We start from the raw sequence: 19396 nt of genomic DNA on the forward strand, positions 1-19396 counted from the left end.
ATCGCCGGGCCACGAGGCAAACAAATGAACGTTGAAGAAGAAGTCATGCTGAAGAAGCTGCGCTGGCGTTGCCGCCGCGGCATGCGCGAACTGGACCAGCTGTTCGGCCGTTACCTCGACCAGCGCTGGGGGCAGGCCCCCGAGGACGAGCGCGCGGTTTTCCTACAGTTGCTGGAGACCGAGGACGATAAGTTGTGGCGCTGGTCCATGGGCTACGAGGCATGCCCCGATGCGCAGCAGGCCCAACTCATCGCCTACATCCGCGCCCTGCCGGTTTGAGTGGCGCCCCTCGCGCTGGCTGCAGGCCTGCCTGCTGTTGCTGGTCGCGTTGATGCCGCCGTCGGTGGCATTGTCCGACTTCGAAGGGCCGCTGGCCTGGCTGCTGGCATTGACGGCAATGGGCTGGGGACTGTGGATTGCTCGTCGCGAATGGCGTCGGCCTGCGCGCCGCCTGCTGGTCCCGACCGGCGAGGCACCGGCCAGCGTCAATGGCGAGCCGGTGGAAGACCTGGACGTGCGCTGGCAGGGGCCGCTGGTCATCGTGGCATGGCGCAGGGCAGGGCGTCGCCACGAGCTGCTGTTCTGGCCCGATACGCTGCCAGCCGCGCAACGGCGTGAACTGAGACTGGCCATGTCCACGCGGCGTGTTCCCGCGTCGACGCTGCAAGTGGCACCATAGCGCCACTTCATTGGTTCACGCGCATGTTCAAACCCATTCCTGTCGCGATCGGACTGCGCTACCTGCGCGCCAAACGCCGCAACGGCTTCATCTCCTTCATTTCCATGGCCTCGATCCTCGGCATCGCGCTCGGGGTCACGGTACTGATCACCACGCTGGCGGTGATGAGCGGTTTCCAGAAGGAAATCCGCGACCGCCTGCTGCAGATGTCCGCCCATGCCACCGTCACCAGTGATGGCGAGCCGATGACCGACTGGCAACGCGCGATGGACGTTGCCAGGCAGGATCCACGCGTGGCCGGCGCCGCGCCTTACGTCGAGATCCAGGGCATGCTCAGCGGCACCCGCGTCCAGGGCGCGATGGTGCAGGGCATCGAGCCGGCGCTCGAGCCTGCCGTATCGGTGATCGCCGAGAAGATGAAGAAGGGCTCGCTCGACGACCTCACTCCCGGCTCCTACAACATGCTGCTCGGCCAGGAGCTGGCCCTGTGGCTGGGTGTGGACGTGGGCGACACCGTGGTCGCCACCCTGGCCGAGGTGCAGGGCAGCCCGGTCGGCGCGCTGCCGCGGATGAAGCGTTTCACCGTCAGCGGCATCTTCGAGGCCGGCTACAACGAGATCGACCGCGGCCTGGCCTTCACCAACATGCGGGACCTGGAGCGCGTGCTGCGCATCGAGGGTGCAACGGGTGTCCGCCTGAAACTGCATGACATGGACCAGGCCTACGTGGTCGCGCGCGACCTGGCGCTCAACCTCAACGGCTACTACCGCGTCAGCGACTGGACCCAGCAGAACGCCAACCTCTACCACTCGCTGAAGATGGAAAAGACGGTGATGGGCATCCTGCTGTCGCTGATCATCATGATGGGCGCCTTCACCCTGGTGAACTCCCAGGTGATGCTGGTGACCGACAAGCAGGCCGACATCGCCATCCTGCGCACGCTGGGCCTGACCCCGTCCGGGGTGATGCAGGTGTTCATGGTGCAGGGCACGCTGATCGGCGTGATCGGCACCCTGCTGGGCCTGGTCGGTGGCATCACCCTGACCTTCAACCTGGAGCGCATCCTCGGCCTGATCGAGTCGGTCTTCAACATCAAGCTGCTGCCCGAGGACGTCTACTACATCACCGGCCTGCCCACCGACATGCAGACGCCCGACGTGGTCGGCACCGTGCTGGTGGCGCTGCTGATGAGCTTCCTGGCAACGCTGTACCCGGCCTGGCGCGCGGCGCGTACCCAGCCGGCGGAGGCGCTGCGTTATGAGTGAGAACAACCTGATGCACGCAGCCATCCGCGCTGAAGGACTGGCCAAGACTTACGCAGAGGGGCGGATGCACACCCCGGTGTTCAACGGCCTGGAACTGTCGGTCGCCGCTGGCGAGACCGTCGCCATCGTCGGCGCCTCCGGTGCCGGCAAGTCGACCCTGCTGCACCTGCTGGGCGGGCTGGACATGCCAACCGCCGGCGAGGTCTACGTGGCCGGGCAGAAGATGTCCGAGCTGTCCGACGCCGCGCGTGGCCGCCTGCGCAACAGGTCGCTGGGCTTCGTCTACCAGTTCCACCACCTGCTGCCCGAGTTCACCGCACTGGAGAACGTGATGATGCCGGTACTGCTTGGTGGCGCCGAGGTGGCCGATGCCGGCGGGCGCGCCCGTGCGCTGCTCGAAGCCGTGGGGCTGGGCCATCGCCTGGACCACAAGCCGGGCGAGCTGTCCGGTGGCGAGCGCCAGCGTGCTGCCGTGGCGCGTGCACTGGTGAACCGTCCGGCCTGCGTACTGGGCGACGAGCCGACCGGCAACCTCGATGACCGCACCGCGGCTACCGTGTTCGAGCTGATGCTCGAGCTCAACCGTGCGCAGAAGACCAGTCTGGTGCTGGTGACCCATGACCGTGGCCTGGCGCGCAAGCTCGACCGCGTGCTGGAGCTTCGCGAAGGCCGCCTGCACGAACTGGCCCACGAGGCGCTGTAAGCGCTTCGGCCGCAATGAGCACGGCAGCTGAATGCCGACGCGGACAGGCTGCCCCAAGGGCAGCCGTCGGTCGCATCATCAGATTCTTTCCACGCCATGGAGGTGAGCGATGAAGACCTTGCTGACGGCAGCGGCGCTTGGCCTTTCCTTGGCCGCCTGCGCTACCACCGGGGGGCTTTCCGACGCCGAGAAGCTCGAGCTCTACCGCGCCCACGCCGGTGAGCCGGTACGTGATTTCCGCTACTACGGCCAGCTCAACGGCTGGACCAGCCTGGGTGACAGCGCGCTGGCGGTGTGGACCCGCCCCAGCGAGGCCTGGCTGCTGGATCTGGGCGGGCCGTGCATGGACCTGTCCAGCGCCCCGACCATCGGCCTGACCAACCACATGGGCAATGTGTCGGCGAAGTTCGACAGCGTGATCGTCTACAACACGCCGACCGGCTTCCGTGTGCCTTGCCGGATCCGTGACATCCGCCCGCTGGACGTCAAGGCGCTGCGCATCTCCGAGAAGGAACTGCGCGAGGCGCGGCTGCAGCAGCGCGAGCAAGAAGCCGCGCCGCAGGACTGAGGCTTCAGCCGCCCTGCGGGGCGACGTAGCCGGCCGGCTTGTCGGCGCCGCCGGAGAACAGGAACTTCACCAGTTCCTCCTCGAGGAAGGCGCGGTGCTTGGGATCACGCGGTGACAGCCGATTCTCGTTGATCAGCATGGTCTGGTGCGCCAGCCAAGCGCTCCAGGCCTGCTTGCCGACGTTGGCGAAGATGCGCTGGCCCAGCTCGCCCGGGTAGGGCACGAAGTCCAGGCCTTCGGTTTCGCGTTGCTCGTACTGGCAGAAGATGGTGCGGGACATGCGGAGTTCCTGGGTCAGAGGCTGTCGAGCAGCTTGCGGATGGGGGCGGGCAGGCCAAGCGAAGGCAGGGCCGTGCGCGATACCCAGCGCAGGTCGGCATTGTCGCCCACCGCCCCACGCAGGGCGACCTTGCGCAGGCGCAGCGGCTGCAGGTGCAGGCGGTAGTGGCTGAAGGTGTGGACGATGCGCGGCATCTCGTCGGCGGCCTCGTAATCGCCGTCGATGTGGCGGGCGAACCACTCGCGCAGCCCAGCGTCGGTATCGGCCTGCGGCAGCGTCCAAAGTGAGGCCCAGATGCCGGTCGGCGGGCGCCGCTGCAGCAGGATCCCGCCTTCGCGGTTTTCCAGCAGCAGGGCCAGCGCCTCGCGTTCGGGCAGGGTCCTGCCCGGTTTCGGCGTGGGCAGTGAGTCGACCAGCCCTTCGTGCAGCGCCACGCAGCTGGCCTGCAGCGGGCACAGCACGCAGGCCGGTCTGGCCCGGGTGCAGAGGGTGGCGCCGAAATCCATCTGCGCCTGGGTCCAGTCGGCCAGGAGGCCGTCGGGCACGTGCTGCAGGTGCTCGCTGGCGAGCGCCCACATCTGTTTTTCCACCGCGGGCAGCCCCGGATGGCCGGCAATGCCGTGGTAGCGCGCCAGTACCCGCTTGACGTTGCCATCGAGGATGGGAAAACGCGCGTTCCAGGCCTGGCTCAGGATCGCCCCGGCGGTGCTGCGGCCAATGCCGGGCAGCGCGTGCAGGGCGTCGAAGTCCCGTGGCAGGTCGCCACCGTGTCCGGCCACGCACTGCTTCGCGGCGGCGTGCAGATTGCGGGCGCGGGCGTAGTAACCCAGCCCGGCCCAGTGGGCCATCACCGCGTCGCTGTCGGCTGCGGCCAGCTCGGGCAGGGTGGGAAAGCGCTGCACGAAGCGCTGGAAATACGGGATCACCGTGGCGACCTGGGTCTGCTGCAGCATCACTTCCGACAGCCACACCCGGTAGGGCGAGCGCGGATGCTGCCAGGGCAGGTCGTGGCGACCGTTGGCGTCGAACCACGGCAGCAGGCCGGCCACGAACGGGTCGTGGCCGGTACCGGGCATCGAGGTCGAATCAGCGGCCATCAGCGGGGCTGCCGGAAGGATGGCGGCAGTCACCACCACGCATCAGTGACCGGCCGGTACGACGGGCTCCGCTCAACCGCCCAGTGCCTCGGGCAGCAATGCGTCGACGAAGGCTTCCGGATCAAACACGCGCAGGTCTTCCGGGCGTTCGCCGATGCCGGCAAAGCGGATCGGAATGCCGAACTCGCGGGCCAGCGCGAACACCACGCCACCCTTGGCGGTGCCGTCGAGCTTGGTCACCACCAGGCCGGTCACGCCGACCGCGGCATGGAACTGGCGCAGCTGGTTGAGTGCGTTCTGGCCGGTGGTGCCGTCGATGACCATCAGCACCTCGTGCGGCGCGGACGGGTCGATCTTGCCGAGCACGCGGCGGATCTTGCCCAGCTCGTTCATCAGGCCGGTCTGGGTGTGCAGGCGGCCGGCGGTGTCGGCGATCAGCACCGAGGTGCCGCGCGCCTTGCCGGCCTGCAGCGCGTCATACGCGACCGAAGCGGCGTCCGCGTTCTGGCCCTGGGCGACGACGGTTACGCCGTTGCGCTCACCCCAGATCTGCAGCTGGGCCACCGCGGCGGCACGGAAGGTATCGCCAGCGGCCAGCATCAGGCTGTGGCCTTCGTCCTTGAAGCGCTTGGCCAGCTTGCCGATGGTGGTGGTCTTGCCGACGCCATTGACGCCGACGGTCAGCACCACGAACGGCTTGGCCTGGCGGTCGATCACCAGCGGCCTGGAGACCGGCTGCAGCATCGCGATCAGGTCGGCGCGCAGGGCGGCCAGCAGCGCGTTGGCATCGGCGAACTCGCGCGCCTTCATGCGCTTGCGCAGGTCCTCGACCAGGGCGGTAGTGGCTGGCACGCCGACGTCGGCGGTGATCAGCGCGGTCTCGATCTCGTCGAGCAGGTCGTCGTCCAGTCGCGGATTGCGCGAGAACAGGCCGCCGAAGCTGCGGGCGAAGGTGGAATTGCGCAGGCGCTCGCGCCAGCCGATCTTGCCGGCCGGTGCGGCGGGCTCGGCATTGGCCGGGATCAGGGCTTCGTCGCTGCTGTCCTGCGCCGCCGCGACCGGGGAAATGACTGCCGGGTTTGCCTCGACGACCGGCGCAGGCTGCGGCACGGCGACCGCGTCGCTGGCCACCACTGGAGCGACCGGCGTTTCGACGGGAGCAACTAGCGAAGGCGTCGGCTTCGGAGCGGGTTCGGCAACTGCCGGCGCCGGGGCGGGCTCGGCCGGCGTGTTGACCTGGGCCGGCGCGGACGGAAACGCCGCAGCCAGCTCCTCGGTGCTGTAGTGCTGGGTCTTGGGGGCCTCAGTGGCGTCCTGGGGCTTCTTGCGACGGAAAAAACTGAGCATTGGGGGCGGGACCTCGGTCAGGCGGACATGCTACCACCGGCGCCGTGGCCGGCCTGGAAGGTCCATTCAAGTTGGGACGCGCCCGGCCGATGCAATGGCATGAACGCGATTTCTTCGATTTCCCTGTCGGGAATGCGGGTGGCAATGCAGGGCATGCACGCAGCGGCGCACAACATCGCCACGCTGCCGGTCGAGCCGGTGCGGCGCCAGCAGGTGCAGGCCAGTGAAGCGGCTGGCGGCGGCGTGACCGCAGCTTTCAGCACGCTCGACGAACCCGGCCAGGATGCCTGGGTGCGCGACCTGCTGACGGCGAAGCTGGCGGTCACCACCTTCACTGCCAACGCCCGGCTGGTCACCACCTGCGACGACATGCTCGGCAGCCTGTTCGACGCCAGGGCCTGAGCGCCGGCATCGAGTGCGCCGCGACCGTGGCTGGCCACGGTCGCGGGTCGGTGCTTACGCGCCGGACAGTTCCAGCAGCAGCTTGTTGAGCCGGCGCACGTAGGCGGCCGGATCCTTCAGCCCGTCGCCAGCCGCCAGCGCAGCCTGGTCGAACAGCACCCGCGCCAGGTCGCCGAAGCGGGCTTCGTCCTGCTCGTTGTCGAGCTTGCTGATCAGCGGGTGGCCCGGATTGAACTCGAACACCGGCTTGCTCTCCGGCACCTTCTGGCCGCTGGCTTCCAGGATCTGGCGCATCTGCAGGCCCAGGTCCTGCTCGCCGATGGCCAGGATCGCCGGCGAATCGGTCAGGCGATGCGACACGCGCACCTCGGCCACGTCGTCGCCGAGTGCGGTCTTGATCCGCGACACCAGCGCTTCCTTGGCCTTGGCTGCTTCCTCGGCGGCCTTCTTGTCTTCCTCCGATTCCAGCTTGCCCAGGTCCAGGTCGCCGCGCGCGACGTCGACGAACGACTTGCCATCGAACTCGGTGAGGTAGCCCATCAGCCACTCGTCGATGCGGTCGGTCATCAGCAGCACTTCGATGCCCTTCTTGCGGAACACCTCCAGGTGCGGGCTGTCCTTGACCTGGGTATGGCTCTCGCCAGTCAGGTAGTAGATCTTGTCCTGGCCCTCGACCATGCGCGAGACGTAGTCGGCCAGCGACACCTTCTGCTCGCCGCCAGCCTCGTGGGTGGAGGCAAAGCGCAGCAGGCCGGCGATCTTCTCGCGGTTGCCGAAGTCCTCGGCCGGGCCTTCCTTCAGTACCTGGCCGAAGTTGCTCCAGAAGCCGGCGTATTCCTCGGGCTTGTCCCTGGCCAGCTTCTCCAGCATGTCCAGGGCGCGCTTGGTCAGCGCCGACTTCATCGAATCGATCACCGGGCCGGACTGCAGGATCTCGCGCGAGACGTTCAGCGGCAGGTCGTTGGAATCGACCACGCCCTTGATGAAGCGCAGGTACAGCGGCAGGAACTGCTCGGCCTGGTCCATGATGAAGACGCGCTGCACGTAGAGCTTCAGGCCCTTGGGTGCGTCGCGGTGGTACAGGTCGAACGGGGCGCGGCCGGGCACGTACAGCAGCGAGGTGTACTCCAGCTTGCCCTCGACCTTGTTGTGGCTCCAAGCCAGGGGGTCCTGGTGGTCGTGCGCGGTGTGCTTGTAGAACTCCTGGTATTCCTCGTCCTTGATCTCTGACTTGGCGCGGGTCCACAGCGCGTTGGCGCGGTTGACGGTTTCCCATTCCGGCTCGGCCGGCTTGTCCTTCTCCTCGCCGTAGTGCTCCTTGACCAGCTGGATCGGCAGGCCGATGTGGTCGGAGTACTTCTTGACCAGCCCGCGCAGCTTCCAGCCGTCGGCAAAGCCTTCCTCGCCGTCCTTCAGGTGCAGCACGATGCGGGTGCCGCGCTCGGGCTTGTCCACGGTGGCGACGGCGAACTCGCCCTCGCCACGGCTGGACCAGTGCACGCCCTCGCTGGCCGGCAGGCCGGCGCGGCGGCTGTAGACGTCGACCTGGTCGGCGACGATGAAGGCCGAATAGAAGCCCACGCCGAACTGGCCGATCAGGTTGGCGTCCTTTTTCTGGTCGCCGGACAGGTTCTTGAGGAACTCGCCGGTGCCGGATTTGGCGATCGTGCCCAGGTGGGTGATGGCCTCCTCGCGGCTCATGCCGATGCCGTTGTCGTCGATCGTCAGGGTGCGCGCGGCCGGGTCGGCCTCGATGCGGATGCGCAGCTCGCTGCCACCTTCAAGCAGCTCGGGATGGGTGATCGCCTCGAAACGCAGCTTGTCGGCAGCGTCGGCGGCGTTGGACACCAGCTCGCGCAGGAAGATTTCCTTGTTCGAGTACAGCGAATGGATCATCAGGTGAAGCAGCTGCTTCACCTCGGTCTGGAAGCCCAGCGTTTCCTGGTGGGTTTCTGCGTTCATGGGTCTGTCTTGCTCCGTGGCTGTCGGGCCGCTGGCAATGCGCGGCACTGCCCGCCGGAATGGGGCCATCGGCGCCTTTTTCAAGCGCGGAAGCGATGGGCGCGCTGGTCTATCATTCGTTCCTTTCCCGCCGCAGAGCTGACGATGGCCCCCAGTTCCGTCCTCCCGACCGCCGCTTCCGCAGGACTGCGCGCATGAGCGGCAGCCGTGGACCGCGCGCCGGTAGTGTGGGGCAGGTGCGGATCGTGGGCGGGCGCTGGCGCAATACCCGGCTTCCGGTGTCGCAGCTGCCGGGCCTGCGCCCGACCAGCGACCGCGTGCGCGAGACCCTGTTCAACTGGCTGATGCCGCGGCTCGCCGGCGCCCGGGCGCTGGACCTGTTCGCCGGCAGCGGCGCGCTGGGGCTGGAGGCAGTGTCGCGTGGCGCTGCCCATGCCTGCCTGGTCGAGCGCGACCCGGCACTGGCCACGGGACTGCGCCAGGTCGTGCAGAAGCTGGGTGCCACCTCGCAGGTGCAGGTGGTGGGCGAGGACGCGCTGCGCTGGCTGCAGTCCGCGCCGCAGGCCGCCGCCGACATCGTGTTCGTCGATCCCCCGTTCGCCGCCGGGCTGTGGGAACAGGTGTTCGAACAGCTGCCGCGGCACGTGGCCGACGGGGCCTGGCTGTACGTGGAGTCGCCGGTCGACGCCGTGCCGCCGGTTCCGGCGGAGTGGGCGCTGCACCGTGAAGGCAGTACCCGCGAGGTGCGTTATGCCCTGTACCGGCGTGCCGCTGCTACACTTCGCGGCGACCATCACGCGGTATCCAACGCATGACCTCGGCCAATAGCCGCATCGCCGTTTATCCCGGCACCTTCGACCCGATCACCAATGGCCACATCGACCTGGTGAACCGGGCCGCGCCGCTGTTCGACAAGGTGGTCGTCGGCGTGGCCCAGAGCCCGTCCAAGGGCCCGACGCTGCCGCTGCAGCTGCGCGTGTCGCTGGCCCGCGAGGCACTGACCCGCCACGACAACGTCGAGGTGGTCGGTTTCGACACCCTGCTGGCGCATTTCGTGCGCTCGGTGCAGGGCGGGGTGCTGCTGCGCGGCCTGCGCGCGGTGTCCGACTTCGAATACGAGTTCCAGATGGCGAGCATGAACCGCCACCTGATCCCGGAGGTGGAGACGCTGTTCCTCACCCCGGCCGAGCAGCACAGCTTCATTTCATCGTCCCTGGTTCGCGAGATCGCGCGCCTGGGTGGCGATGTTTCCGGCTTCGTGCCGCCGACGGTGCTCGAGGCCCTGCGCAAGGCACGCCAGGCCCAGCCGGCGAGTTGACACGAACCAATCCTTAAAGATCACAGAGGGAGGAGATTTCCAATGAACAACACAATGCGCGCCATGCTGGTCGCATCCCTGGCGCTGGCTTTCACGGCGTGCAAGAAGGAAGAAGCCGTGCAGACCGGCGAGGCCCAGCAGGCCCTGGTCGCCCCGGCCAAGGAAGATGACGCCGGCTGGCGCAAGTACCTGCAGGAAGTTGCCATCCAGAACATGGGCAACATCACCAACAGCCCGTTCCTGTACTACCTGCCGCCGGAATCGGATCCGGAATTCGAAGCCAAGTACGCCCGCCAGGTGGAAAGCGCCACTGCCGCCGTCGGCCGTGGCATCCAGCCGGGCAACATGATCGCCTTCGGTTCCTCGGCCTCGACCAAGATGGCCGACATGATCGAAGCCGTGTTCAAGGACGTGCAGGTCGACTCGATGAAGGGCGTGCGCGTGGTCTACATCGGTGATGCCGCCGACAACGCCCGCGTGCAGACCCTGGTGCAGCCGACCGGCGCCGAATACATCTTTGTTGAAGCCAAGTAATACCCGTGCAAGGCCGGGCGCGCGCAACGCGCGCCCGGTTGCGGTTCCGGGCGTAGCCGGGCCGCGATCTGCCGACAGGCGCGGGCGTGGAGTATCGCGATGTCGCTGAAAATCAATGAGCTGTGCGTCAACTGCGACGTCTGCGAGCCGGCCTGTCCTAACCATGCGATCAGCATGGGCGAAACCATCTACATCATCGATCCGGCGCGCTGCACCGAGTGCGTAGGCCATTTCGACGAACCCCAGTGCGTGGTGGTCTGCCCGGTCGAATGCATCGACCCGGACCCCGAGATTCCCGAGACCCACGACCAGCTGCTGGCCAAGCTGATGCGCCTGCAGCGAGACCACCCGGAACTCTACGAAGCGGAGTCGACATCCGAATGAAGATCTTTGCGCGCAGCCTGCTGCTGGTCCTGTTCCTGGCGCCGCTGGCCTGGGCGGCCGATGGCGATGCCCCGCTGGCCACCCGCCCGGATGGAGCGGCGATTGCCAGTGGCCATCACCTGGCCACCGAGGCCGGCATGGAGATCCTGGCCCAGGGCGGCAATGCCTTCGACGCGGCGGTGGCGGTGTCCTCCACGCTGGCCGTGGTCGAGCCGATCAGCTCGGGCCTGGGCGGCGGCGGCTTCTTCCTGCTGCACGACGCGCGCACCGGCAAGGAGCTGATGCTTGACGCGCGCGAGACCGCGCCGGCTGCGGCCACGCCCGAGCAGTTCCTGGACAGGGACGGCGAGCTGGATCGCGACCGATCGGTCAACGGCCCGTGGTCGGCCGGCATCCCGGGCCTGCCGGCGGCGCTGGCCAAGCTGGCCGAGGAACATGGCCGCCTGCCGCTGGCGACTTCGCTGGCACCGGCCATCCGCGTGGCCAGCGAAGGTTTCCCGGTGTATGCGCGCATGGCACGCGGCTACGCGTCCCGTCGCGAGGTGATGGAGCGCTATCCCGGCACGCGCGAGGTCTACCTGCGCAACGGCAAGCCGATCGCCGAGGGCGACATCTTCCGCCAGCCGGAGCTGGCGAAAACGCTGAAGCTGCTGGCCAACAAAGGCTTCGATGGCTTCTACCGCGGGCAGAATGCGCGCCTGCTGCTCAAGGGCGTCAAGCAGGCCGGTGGCCGCTGGACCGCCGAGGAGCTGGCCGGCTACCAGGTCAAGGTGCGCGAGCCGATCACTTTCGACTACCGCGGCTGGAAGATCACCACCGCCTCGCCGCCGTCATCCGGCGGCATCGCGCTGGCGTCGATGCTGCAGATCCTGGAAGGCTGGGATCTCAATGCGATGGACGAGGCGCGCCGCACCCACCTGGTGGTGGAGGCGATGCGTCGTGCCTACCGCGACCGCACCTTCTTCCTCGGCGATCCGGATTTCGTCGACATCCCCCAGAGGGTGCTGACCAGCGGCGACTACGCCCAGGGCCTGCGCGCGACCATCCATCCGGAAAAGGCCACGCCCAGCGACCTGCTGTCGGGCAAGCCGACGCCGCTGGAGGACGAGGAGACCACCCACTTCTCGATCATCGACGCCGAGGGCAACCGCGTCGGGGGCACGCAGACGGTCAACCTGCTGTATGGCTCGGGCCTGATCCCGGCCGGCACCGGCGTGCTGCTCAACAACGAGATGGACGACTTCGCGCTCAAGCCCGGTACTCCCAACGCCTTCGGCGTGATGGGTTACGAGGCCAACGCGCCGAAGGCCGGCAAGCGCATGCTCAGCTCGATGACCCCGACCTTCATGGACAACGGGCAGAAGGTCGTGGTGCTCGGCACCCCCGGCGGCAGCCGCATCATCACCATGGTGCTGCTGGGCATCCTCGGCTATGACGCCGGGCTGGATGCGCAGCAGGTTGCCGCGTTGCCGCGTTACCACCACCAGTGGCTGCCGGACACGATCTCGGCCGAGAGCGGTGCCTTCAGCGCCGGGGTGGCCAGCCAGCTGCGGGCGATGGGGCACGAGGTCGACCTGCCGGGCGACAGCGCCGAGGGTGGCCGCGGTTCCAGCCATGTCTGGGGCAACCTGCAGACCGTGGAATGGGATCGCAAGGCCAACGTCCTGCGCGGTGGCAGTGATCCACGCAACCCGGTCGGCAGCGCCGCGGTAAAGGCGATGGCAGCAACGCCCTGATCGCCATCCCGATCTCACAGGCCCCGCCGCAAGGCGGGGTTTTTCGTTTGCGCCCTGCGGGCTTCGACTTGCGAATATTTAACGCGCTGGCCGTAGAATTTTTCACATGAAACTATGGTCGATTCGCGGCAACACCCAGAAACTCGACGGCGGTGCGATGTTCGGCAACGCTCCCAAGGCGCTGTGGCAGAAGTGGGCCGCACCCGATGACCTGAACCGGATCGAGCTGGCATGCCGTGCGCTGCTGGCCAGCCCCCTTGGCGGCAAGACCGTGCTGTTCGAAACCGGGATCGGCGCGTTCTTCGAACCAAAGCTGCGTGAGCGCTACGGCGTGCAGGAACCCCGCCACGTGCTGATCGAATCGCTGCGCGAGGCCGGCTTCGAGCATGAGGACATCGACGTGGTTGTGCTCAGCCACCTGCATTTCGACCATGCCGGCGGGCTGCTGGCGCCGTGGACCGAAGGGCGTCCGCCGGAGCTGCTTTTCCCCAATGCCACCTTCGTGGTCGGCGCCGAGCACTGGCAGCGGGCGCTGCGCCCGCATCCGCGCGATCGCGCCAGCTTCATCCCGGAACTGCCAGGCCTGCTGGAGGCCAGTGGCCGGCTGGAAGTGGTGGAGGGCGAGTATTCGCAGGCGCTGGGCAAGGCGGTGCGTTTCAGCTTCAGCGATGGCCACACGCCGGGCCTGATGCTGGCCGAGATCGTTGGCCAGCCGACCGCCGATGGCACCACCCGTGGCGGCGTGGTGTTCTGCGCCGACCTGGTCCCAGGGCGTTCGTGGGTGCACGTGCCGATCACCATGGGCTACGACCGCAACGCCGAGTTGCTGATCGACGAGAAGCGCCGCTTCCTGGAGGACAAGCTCGCCCGCCACGTGCACCTGTTCTTTACCCACGACCCGCAGTGCGCGATGGCCGAGGTGACGTGCGACGAGAAGGGGCGTTTTGGCACCACCCATGAGGTGGGCGAACTGAAGGCGCGCACGCTGGCGGCCTGATCAGAGCCCGCGCCGGGCGGGGGCGTCCGGATTGCATCAAGCCGGCCGTAATGGCCGGCCCGTGCTCATTCCATGCGGGTGCCGAAGATGCGGTCGCCCGCGTCGCCCAGCCCAGGCAGGATGTAGCCCTTCTCGTTGAGGCGCTCGTCGATCGCGGCGGTGTAGATCTCCACGTCCGGATGCGCGGCTTCCAGTGCCTTGAGGCCTTCGGGCGCGGCCACCAGGAAGATGCCCTTGATGCGGCGGGCGCCTGCACGCTTGAGCATGTCGATGGTGGCGATCAGGGTGCCGCCGGTGGCCAGCATCGGGTCCAGGATCAGCGCATCGCGCTCGGTCAGGCGGCCGGTCAGGCGCTCGAAGTAGGGCACCGGCTGCAGGGTTTCCTCGTCGCGCTGCAGGCCGACCACGCTGACCCGGGCCGCGGGGATCAGCGCCAGCACGCCCGGCAGCATGCCCAGGCCGGCGCGCAGGATCGGCACCAGGGTGATCTTGGCGCCGGCGATGCGCTGCACCTGCACCGGCCCGGCCCAGCCCGGCTGGGTGTGCGACTCGGTCTCCAGGTCGGCGGTGGCCTCGTAGGCGAGCAGGGTGCCCAGCTCGGTGACCAGTTCGCGGAAGCCCTTGGTGCTCAGTTCGGCGTCGCGCAGCAGGCCGATCTTGTGTTTGACCAGGGGATGACGGGCTTCGACGATCTTCATGGCGGCGTGGCGGTTGGATGACAGTGGCGCACAGTGTGCCGCAGCGCGGGCGGCCGCGACCAGCGTGGCGGCGGCAAAACCTTCCCATCGTGTAACGGGGATGCAACTAAGCGGACATACCGTGCACACCCATTCTTTACACCGAATGGGAACCCCCACAGTGCACACCAAGAATCCGTTGTTCGTGGCGATCGCGATCGGCCTGGGGAGCGTGGTGGCCGCCGCCGGCGCGCGCGCCGCCGATGCGGCGCCGGCCGCGGCGTCTGCGGCGACCGACCTCGATCGCATCGAAGTGCGTCCGCAGCTGGAAGCGCAGGCGCGCGCGGTCGACCTCAAGCGCGAGTCCGACGCGATCCTCGATGCGGTGTCCGCCGACGAAGTGGGCGATTACCCGGACCAGAACGTCGCCGAATCGCTGCAGCGCCTGCCGGGCGTCAGCGTGACCCGCGACCAGGGCGAGGGCCGCTTCGTGGTGGTGCGTGGCCTGGATGCGGCGCTCAACAGCGTCAGCGTCGACGGCATCGCCATCGGCACGCCCGAGAGCGACAACCGCGCCGCGCCGATGGACGTGATCCCGTCCGAGTCGACCGAGCGGCTGAAGGTGGTCAAGTCGCCGACCCCGGACATGCCGGGCGATTCGATCGGCGGCGCGATCCTGGTGGAATCGCCCTCGGCGTTCGACCGTGACGGCCGCAGCATCCGCGCCAAGGTCGAGGCCAGCCACCAGCAGCTCAGCGGCAAGACCAGCCCGAAGGGCTCGTTCAACTACAGCGACCTGTTCGCCGACAACACCTTCGGCGTGGCGCTGGGCCTGAACTACCAGGACCGCGAGTTCCAGTCCGACAACACCCAAGGCGAGTACGACGAACTCGACAACGGCGACATGTTCATGATCCAGCAGCAGCGCCGCAAGTACTACATCGAGCGCAAGCGCTTCGGCGCCAACCTCAACCTCGACTGGCACCCGGACGCGGACAACCGCTATTACCTGCGCACGCTGTTCAGCGACTTCCAGGACGCAGAGACCCGCCAGAACACCGTCATCGACTTCGACGCCGGCGACGTGGTCGCCAATGGCGACGGCACCTACAGCGCGCCGGTGGACGACCTCAGCAAGCGGGTGCGTTACCGCACCAAGAAGGAAAACACGCTGGCGACGAGCTTCGGCGGCGAGAACCGTTTCGACGGTGCGGTGCTGGACTATCAGGTCGGCTACACCAAGACCGAGGAACGGGTGAACGACGAGAAGGAAGCGCGCTTCAAGCTCGACAAGAGCGTGCGTAGCGACCTCGAGGCGACCATCGACCAGACCACCGGCATGCCGCGGATCGACTTCTCCAACACCGACTGGGAAGACAACGACAACTACAGCTTCAACAAGTGGGTGCTGTCGCCGGGACGCACCGACGACGAGGAGAAGAGCGCCAAGATCAACGTGCGCTTCGATGGCGAGAACGCCAGCTACAAGGTCGGCCTGCTCGGGCGCTGGCGCGACCGCAACGTCGACAAGAACGAGACCGAGCTGTCCGAAGGCCCTGGCATCGACCTGGCCGACTGGACCGTGTCCGCGCCGGAACACCGCCACAACAGCCTCGGCGAGGCGCTGAGTTCCTCGGTGATGAACGCCTACTGGGCCGCCTACGGCAACCAGTTCAGCGCCGACGCCGGCGATGCCGGCAGCAACGCGATCAGCACCCTGTCCGAGGATTACGTGTCCAAGGAAGACATCCTGGCCGCCTACGCGATGGGCACCTGGGACATCGGTGCGCTGCGCGTGATCGCCGGCGTGCGCGTGGAGAGCACCCGCTTCAAGGCCAGCGGCTACCAGATCGATGTCAGCGACGATGGCGAGACCTTCACCGTCGACCCGCTGGAAGCCAGCAGCAGCTACACCAACGTGCTGCCGGGCCTGCACCTGCGCTGGGATGCCGGCAACGACTGGGTGCTGCGCGGCTCGCTCAACAAGACCGTGTCGCGCCCGGGCTTCGGCCAGATCGCCCCGCATGCCTCGATCAACAACGATGACGAGGAAGTCGAGCTGGGCAACCCGAACCTGGAGCCGTACGAGTCCACCAACCTGGACCTGTCGTTCGAGCGCTACCTGGGCAAGACCGGCGTGCTGTCGCTGGGCCTGTTCGGCAAGTCGATCGACAACTACATCGTCGACACGGTGATCGACAACGACGCGGCCTACAGCGGCTACGACGTCAGCATGGCGATCAACGGCGACAAGGCCAAGGTCTATGGCGCCGAGTTCAACTGGCAGCAGCAGTTCGATTTCCTGCCCGAGGGCTGGAACGGCCTGCTCGCCGGCGTCAGCGCGACCTGGCTGCACACCGATTTCGACCCGGGCCTGGAAGACCGCGCCGGCGACGACTTCACCCTGCCGCGCGCTTCGAAGAACGTCTACACCGCATTCCTCGGCTACGAGAAGGGCGGCTTCTCCAGCCGCGTCTCGGCGGTGCATCGCAGCGAGTACCTGGACGAGCTGGGCAAGTCCAGCGCCTACGACATCTACGTCGCCGCCAATACCCAGCTGGACTTCAGCCTGGAATACCAGCTCACCGGCAACGTGCAGCTGTATTTCGATGCGTCCAACCTGCTCGACAAGCCGCTGGAACGCTACCAGGGCGACAGCGCGCACACCCAGCAGTTCGAAGAGTACGGTCGCAGCTATGCGGTCGGCCTGCGGGTGAAGCTGTGATGATCAACAAGGGAACCATGATGAAGCTGCATACCACCACGCTTGTCCTGGCCTGTGCGCTTGCCGGCTGCGGCAAGGCGCCGCCACCGGAACCGACCAATGCCGCGCCGGCCGCCAACGGCGCGGCCGCGGCCGCGGACCGCGAGCCTGACGAGAACATGGAGAAGGATCCGCTGCTGAGCGAGGCCAAGGTCGCGCACAGCGAGGTCGCCGAGGCGTTCGTGACCGCGGCCACGCCGCAGGACAACCTCGATTCGCCGGCGGCCTGGGCCGCGCCGGATGGCAAGCGCTGGGTCATCACCACCGCCAAGAAGAGCGGCGAACTGGTGGTGTTCGACGGCGACAGCGGCGAGCGCCTGCGCACCGTCGGTGGCAAGGGCAGCGCGCCCGGGCAGATGGATCGCCCCAACGGCGTGGCGGTGGTCGGCGACCTGGTGCTGGTGGTCGAGCGCGACAACCACCGCGTGCAGGCGTTCTCGCTGCCGGACTTCACCTCGGTCGCGGTGTTCGGTGGCGACGACCTGAAGAAGCCGTACGGCCTGTGGGCGCACGCCAAGGACGGTGGCATCGAGGTCATCGTCAGCGACAACTACATGCTCGGCGCTGACGAGGAAACCGTGCCGGCGCTGGCCGAACTGGGCCAGCGCTTCCGCCGCTACCAGCTGGTGCGCGATGGCGCGGCGTGGAAGGCCTCGTTGCAGCAGACCTTCGGCGACACCTCCGAGGCCGGCGCGATCCGCATCGCCGAATCGGTCTACGCCGATCCGGACAACAACCGCCTGTTGCTGGCCGAGGAGGACGTGCCGACCGGCACCCGCCTGCGCGAGTACACCCTGGCCGACGGCAAGTACGCCGGTCGCGACATCGGCGCCGACCAGTTCAAGGCGCAGGCCGAGGGCATCGCGCTGCTGGCCTGCAAGGACGGCAGCGGCTACTGGATCGGCACCGACCAGTTCAAGGACCGCAGCGTGTTCCACGTGTTCGACCGCAGGACGCTGGAGCACGTCGGCGCGTTCGCCGGCAAGCTCACCGCCAACACCGATGGCGTGTGGATGGATGCGCGCGGCAATGCGCGCTTCCCGCAGGGCGTGTTCTACGCGCTGCACGACGACCAGGCGGTGGCGGCGTTCGACTGGCGCGATGTCGCTTCGGCGCTCAAGCTCAAGGCCTGCGCGCAATGAGCCAACGCTATCCCGGGGGATGGGGCGCGGCGCTGCTGCTGGCGCTGTTACCGGCACTTGCCGGTGCCGCGCCGGCAGCCGAGCCCAACACCCAGGTGCCGAAGGGCAGTACCCATTACGCGGCCACCGGCTTCCCGGACCGCATCGTCGCCTCGCCGGCGCAGGCCGCGGCCCATGGGTTCGCGGTGGCCTGGCGCACCGACGCCAGCGTGTCGCAGCCGGCGCTGGAGCTGGTCGTCGCCGGCGATTCGCCGGACCTGGGCGCGCCGAAAGTGTTCAAGGCGGGCACGCAGGTGCTGAAGACCGAGAACGGCGTGGCGCACCACCATCGCGTCGACATCGACGGCCTTGCGCCCGACACGCTGTACGCCTATCGCGTGCAGGGCAAGAACACCTGGGGCAGCTGGAACCACTTCCGCACCGCCGCGCCGGCGGGTACGCCGCTGACGCTGCTGTATTTCGGCGATACCCAGAACAAGAACCTGAGCCTGGTCTCGCGGGTGATCCGCCAGGCCTGGCGCAGCACGCCCGACGCGCGGCTGGCGCTGTTCGCCGGTGACCTGGTCAGCGGCAAGGATGGTGTCGACGACAGCGAGTGGGCCGAGTGGTTCGAGGCCGGGCGCTGGATGCTGGAGGGTACCGCGGTCGCGCCGGCACCGGGCAACCACGAATACCACGAGGAAGCCGAGGACACCCCGCAGGCGCGGCGCGTGCTCGGCAACCACTGGCCGGTGACGTTCGCGCTGCCGAAGAACGGCCCGGCCGCGACCGCGCAGACGACGTACTGGTTCGACCACCAGGACGTGCGCGTCGCGGTGATCGACGGTACTTCGGCGCTGGACCTGGGCACCGGCGCGGCGCAGGCGGCGTGGCTGGACAAGGTGCTCGCCGACAACCCGCATCCGTGGTCGATCGTGCTGATCCACCAGCCGTTCTATTCGCCACGCGCCGAGCGCGACAACGCCAAGCTGGTCGAGCAGGTGCTGCCGGTGATCCGCCGGCACAAGGTCGACCTGGTGCTGCAGGGCCACGACCACACCTACGGCCGCCGCGGCGACGCCGACGCCACCACCACGCCGGTGTTCATCGTCTCGGTGGCCGGGCCGAAGCAGTACCGGCTGTCGGACTACGCGCGCAGGACGATGCAGCCGACCGGCGAGGACACCCAGCTGTACCAGGTGTTGAAAATCGATCCGCAGCACCTGTCCTACGAGTCGCGCACCGCCACCGGCCGGCTGTACGACGCGTTCGAGGTGGTACGCGACGCCGACGGCGGCAAGCGCCTGCTCGAACGCAGCGACGGCCGCATCGTCCCGCGCGACTGCGCCCGCGCGGTCTCTCCGAAGGGGCGCGAGGACCGCTGCTGGGAGTAGGGCCGGGACGACGCGGGCATGGCGTGCGTCAGGCACCGGCTGTCGTGGGAGGGACTTGAGCCCCGACGCTTCGCCGGTGATGCCGGTCGGGACTGAAGTCCCTCCCACAGGCCCAGCGCCCGACCGGCCTTGCCGAAGGGGTGCGAGGACCGCTGCTGGGAGTAGCGC

General features: G+C 67.9%; 20 protein-coding genes. 15 read left to right on the forward strand and 5 right to left on the reverse strand.

Annotated elements, in window-relative coordinates:
• Positions 1-24: 24 nt before the first annotated feature.
• The 5 genes from LG380_RS02975 to LG380_RS02995 all read left to right on the forward strand — a co-directional run bounded on the left by LG380_RS02975 (position 25) and on the right by LG380_RS02995 (position 3215).
• The gene (locus tag LG380_RS02975; RefSeq protein ID WP_225763541.1) at positions 25-279 is read left to right on the forward strand and encodes a succinate dehydrogenase assembly factor 2; all 255 of its coding nucleotides are present in this window, start codon (positions 25-27) and stop codon (positions 277-279) included.
• Entirely contained in the window at positions 230-679 is a 450-nt protein-coding gene (locus tag LG380_RS02980; RefSeq protein ID WP_225763542.1) for a hypothetical protein, read from the forward strand. Before LG380_RS02975 ends, LG380_RS02980 begins: the two co-directional genes overlap by 50 nt.
• Positions 680-702: 23 nt before the next feature.
• On the forward strand, positions 703-1944 hold the full coding sequence (locus tag LG380_RS02985; RefSeq protein ID WP_225763543.1) for a lipoprotein-releasing ABC transporter permease subunit: 1242 nt from the start codon (positions 703-705) through the stop codon (positions 1942-1944).
• Positions 1937-2647 (forward strand): lipoprotein-releasing ABC transporter ATP-binding protein LolD, encoded by a 711-nt coding sequence (lolD, locus tag LG380_RS02990; protein ID WP_225763544.1) that lies wholly within the window; start codon positions 1937-1939, stop codon positions 2645-2647. The genes LG380_RS02985 and lolD overlap by 8 nt, the downstream gene beginning before the upstream one ends.
• A 109-nt stretch (positions 2648-2756) precedes the next feature.
• A complete protein-coding gene (locus tag LG380_RS02995) occupies positions 2757-3215 on the forward strand; it encodes a DUF6491 family protein (protein WP_225763545.1) in 459 nt (152 codons plus the stop codon).
• A 4-nt stretch (positions 3216-3219) separates the two neighbouring features.
• On the opposite strand, the gene LG380_RS03000 is transcribed toward LG380_RS02995, so the two are convergent.
• The 3 genes from LG380_RS03000 to ftsY all read right to left on the reverse strand — a co-directional run bounded on the left by LG380_RS03000 (position 3220) and on the right by ftsY (position 5939).
• Complete coding sequence (locus LG380_RS03000) at positions 3220-3495, reverse strand: oxidative damage protection protein (RefSeq protein WP_225763546.1); 276 nt, start codon at positions 3493-3495, stop codon at positions 3220-3222.
• 14 nt (positions 3496-3509) lie between these two features.
• Positions 3510-4571, reverse strand: coding sequence for an A/G-specific adenine glycosylase (gene mutY, locus LG380_RS03005; RefSeq protein ID WP_225766423.1), 1062 nt, complete (start codon positions 4569-4571; stop codon positions 3510-3512).
• A gap of 93 nt (positions 4572-4664) precedes the next feature.
• The gene (ftsY, locus tag LG380_RS03010) at positions 4665-5939 is read right to left on the reverse strand and encodes a signal recognition particle-docking protein FtsY (protein ID WP_225763547.1); all 1275 of its coding nucleotides are present in this window, start codon (positions 5937-5939) and stop codon (positions 4665-4667) included.
• Positions 5940-6038: 99 nt separating this feature from the next.
• Here ftsY and LG380_RS03015 point away from each other — a divergent pair, with 99 nt between their 5' ends.
• Positions 6039-6341 (forward strand): hypothetical protein, encoded by a 303-nt coding sequence (locus tag LG380_RS03015; RefSeq protein WP_225763548.1) that lies wholly within the window; start codon positions 6039-6041, stop codon positions 6339-6341.
• Between the two features lie 54 nt (positions 6342-6395).
• Here LG380_RS03015 and htpG read toward each other — a convergent pair whose 3' ends face one another.
• Positions 6396-8303 carry a molecular chaperone HtpG gene (htpG, locus tag LG380_RS03020; RefSeq protein WP_225763549.1) on the reverse strand — a complete coding sequence of 636 codons (1908 nt, stop codon included), beginning with the start codon at positions 8301-8303 and terminating at the stop codon, positions 6396-6398.
• Positions 8304-8497: 194 nt separating this feature from the next.
• Between htpG and rsmD the strand changes: the two genes are divergently transcribed.
• The 6 genes from rsmD (at position 8498) to LG380_RS03050 (ending at position 13272) form a co-directional block, all read left to right on the forward strand.
• Positions 8498-9118, forward strand: coding sequence for a 16S rRNA (guanine(966)-N(2))-methyltransferase RsmD (gene rsmD, locus LG380_RS03025; RefSeq protein WP_225763550.1), 621 nt, complete (start codon positions 8498-8500; stop codon positions 9116-9118).
• Positions 9115-9621, forward strand: coding sequence for a pantetheine-phosphate adenylyltransferase (gene coaD / locus LG380_RS03030; protein WP_225763551.1), 507 nt, complete (start codon positions 9115-9117; stop codon positions 9619-9621). The genes rsmD and coaD overlap by 4 nt, the downstream gene beginning before the upstream one ends.
• A 42-nt stretch (positions 9622-9663) precedes the next feature.
• The gene (locus tag LG380_RS03035; RefSeq protein ID WP_225763552.1) at positions 9664-10155 is read left to right on the forward strand and encodes a hypothetical protein; all 492 of its coding nucleotides are present in this window, start codon (positions 9664-9666) and stop codon (positions 10153-10155) included.
• Positions 10156-10254: 99 nt separating this feature from the next.
• Positions 10255-10539 carry a YfhL family 4Fe-4S dicluster ferredoxin gene (locus tag LG380_RS03040; protein ID WP_225763553.1) on the forward strand — a complete coding sequence of 95 codons (285 nt, stop codon included), beginning with the start codon at positions 10255-10257 and terminating at the stop codon, positions 10537-10539.
• Positions 10536-12275 (forward strand): gamma-glutamyltransferase, encoded by a 1740-nt coding sequence (gene ggt, locus LG380_RS03045; protein ID WP_225763554.1) that lies wholly within the window; start codon positions 10536-10538, stop codon positions 12273-12275. Before LG380_RS03040 ends, ggt begins: the two co-directional genes overlap by 4 nt.
• 106 nt (positions 12276-12381) lie before the next feature.
• Positions 12382-13272 (forward strand): MBL fold metallo-hydrolase, encoded by an 891-nt coding sequence (locus LG380_RS03050; protein ID WP_225763555.1) that lies wholly within the window; start codon positions 12382-12384, stop codon positions 13270-13272.
• 65 nt (positions 13273-13337) lie between these two features.
• Here the strand turns inward: LG380_RS03050 and upp are convergent, their stop codons facing one another.
• Complete coding sequence (gene upp, locus LG380_RS03055) at positions 13338-13970, reverse strand: uracil phosphoribosyltransferase (protein WP_225763556.1); 633 nt, start codon at positions 13968-13970, stop codon at positions 13338-13340.
• Positions 13971-14130: 160 nt separating this feature from the next.
• Between upp and LG380_RS03060 the strand changes: the two genes are divergently transcribed.
• The 3 genes from LG380_RS03060 to LG380_RS03070 are packed head-to-tail and all read left to right on the forward strand — an operon-like array spanning position 14131 to position 19228.
• Complete coding sequence (locus LG380_RS03060; protein WP_225766424.1) at positions 14131-16674, forward strand: TonB-dependent receptor; 2544 nt, start codon at positions 14131-14133, stop codon at positions 16672-16674.
• The gene (locus LG380_RS03065; protein WP_225763557.1) at positions 16674-17855 is read left to right on the forward strand and encodes a phytase; all 1182 of its coding nucleotides are present in this window, start codon (positions 16674-16676) and stop codon (positions 17853-17855) included. The genes LG380_RS03060 and LG380_RS03065 overlap by 1 nt, the downstream gene beginning before the upstream one ends.
• Positions 17852-19228, forward strand: a complete 1377-nt coding sequence (locus LG380_RS03070; RefSeq protein WP_225763558.1) for a metallophosphoesterase family protein — start codon at positions 17852-17854, stop codon at positions 19226-19228. Before LG380_RS03065 ends, LG380_RS03070 begins: the two co-directional genes overlap by 4 nt.
• Positions 19229-19396 lie beyond the last annotated feature (168 nt).

Source organism: Stenotrophomonas sp. Marseille-Q4652, assembly GCF_916618915.1.
Taxonomy (GTDB): Bacteria; Pseudomonadota; Gammaproteobacteria; order Xanthomonadales; family Xanthomonadaceae; genus Stenotrophomonas.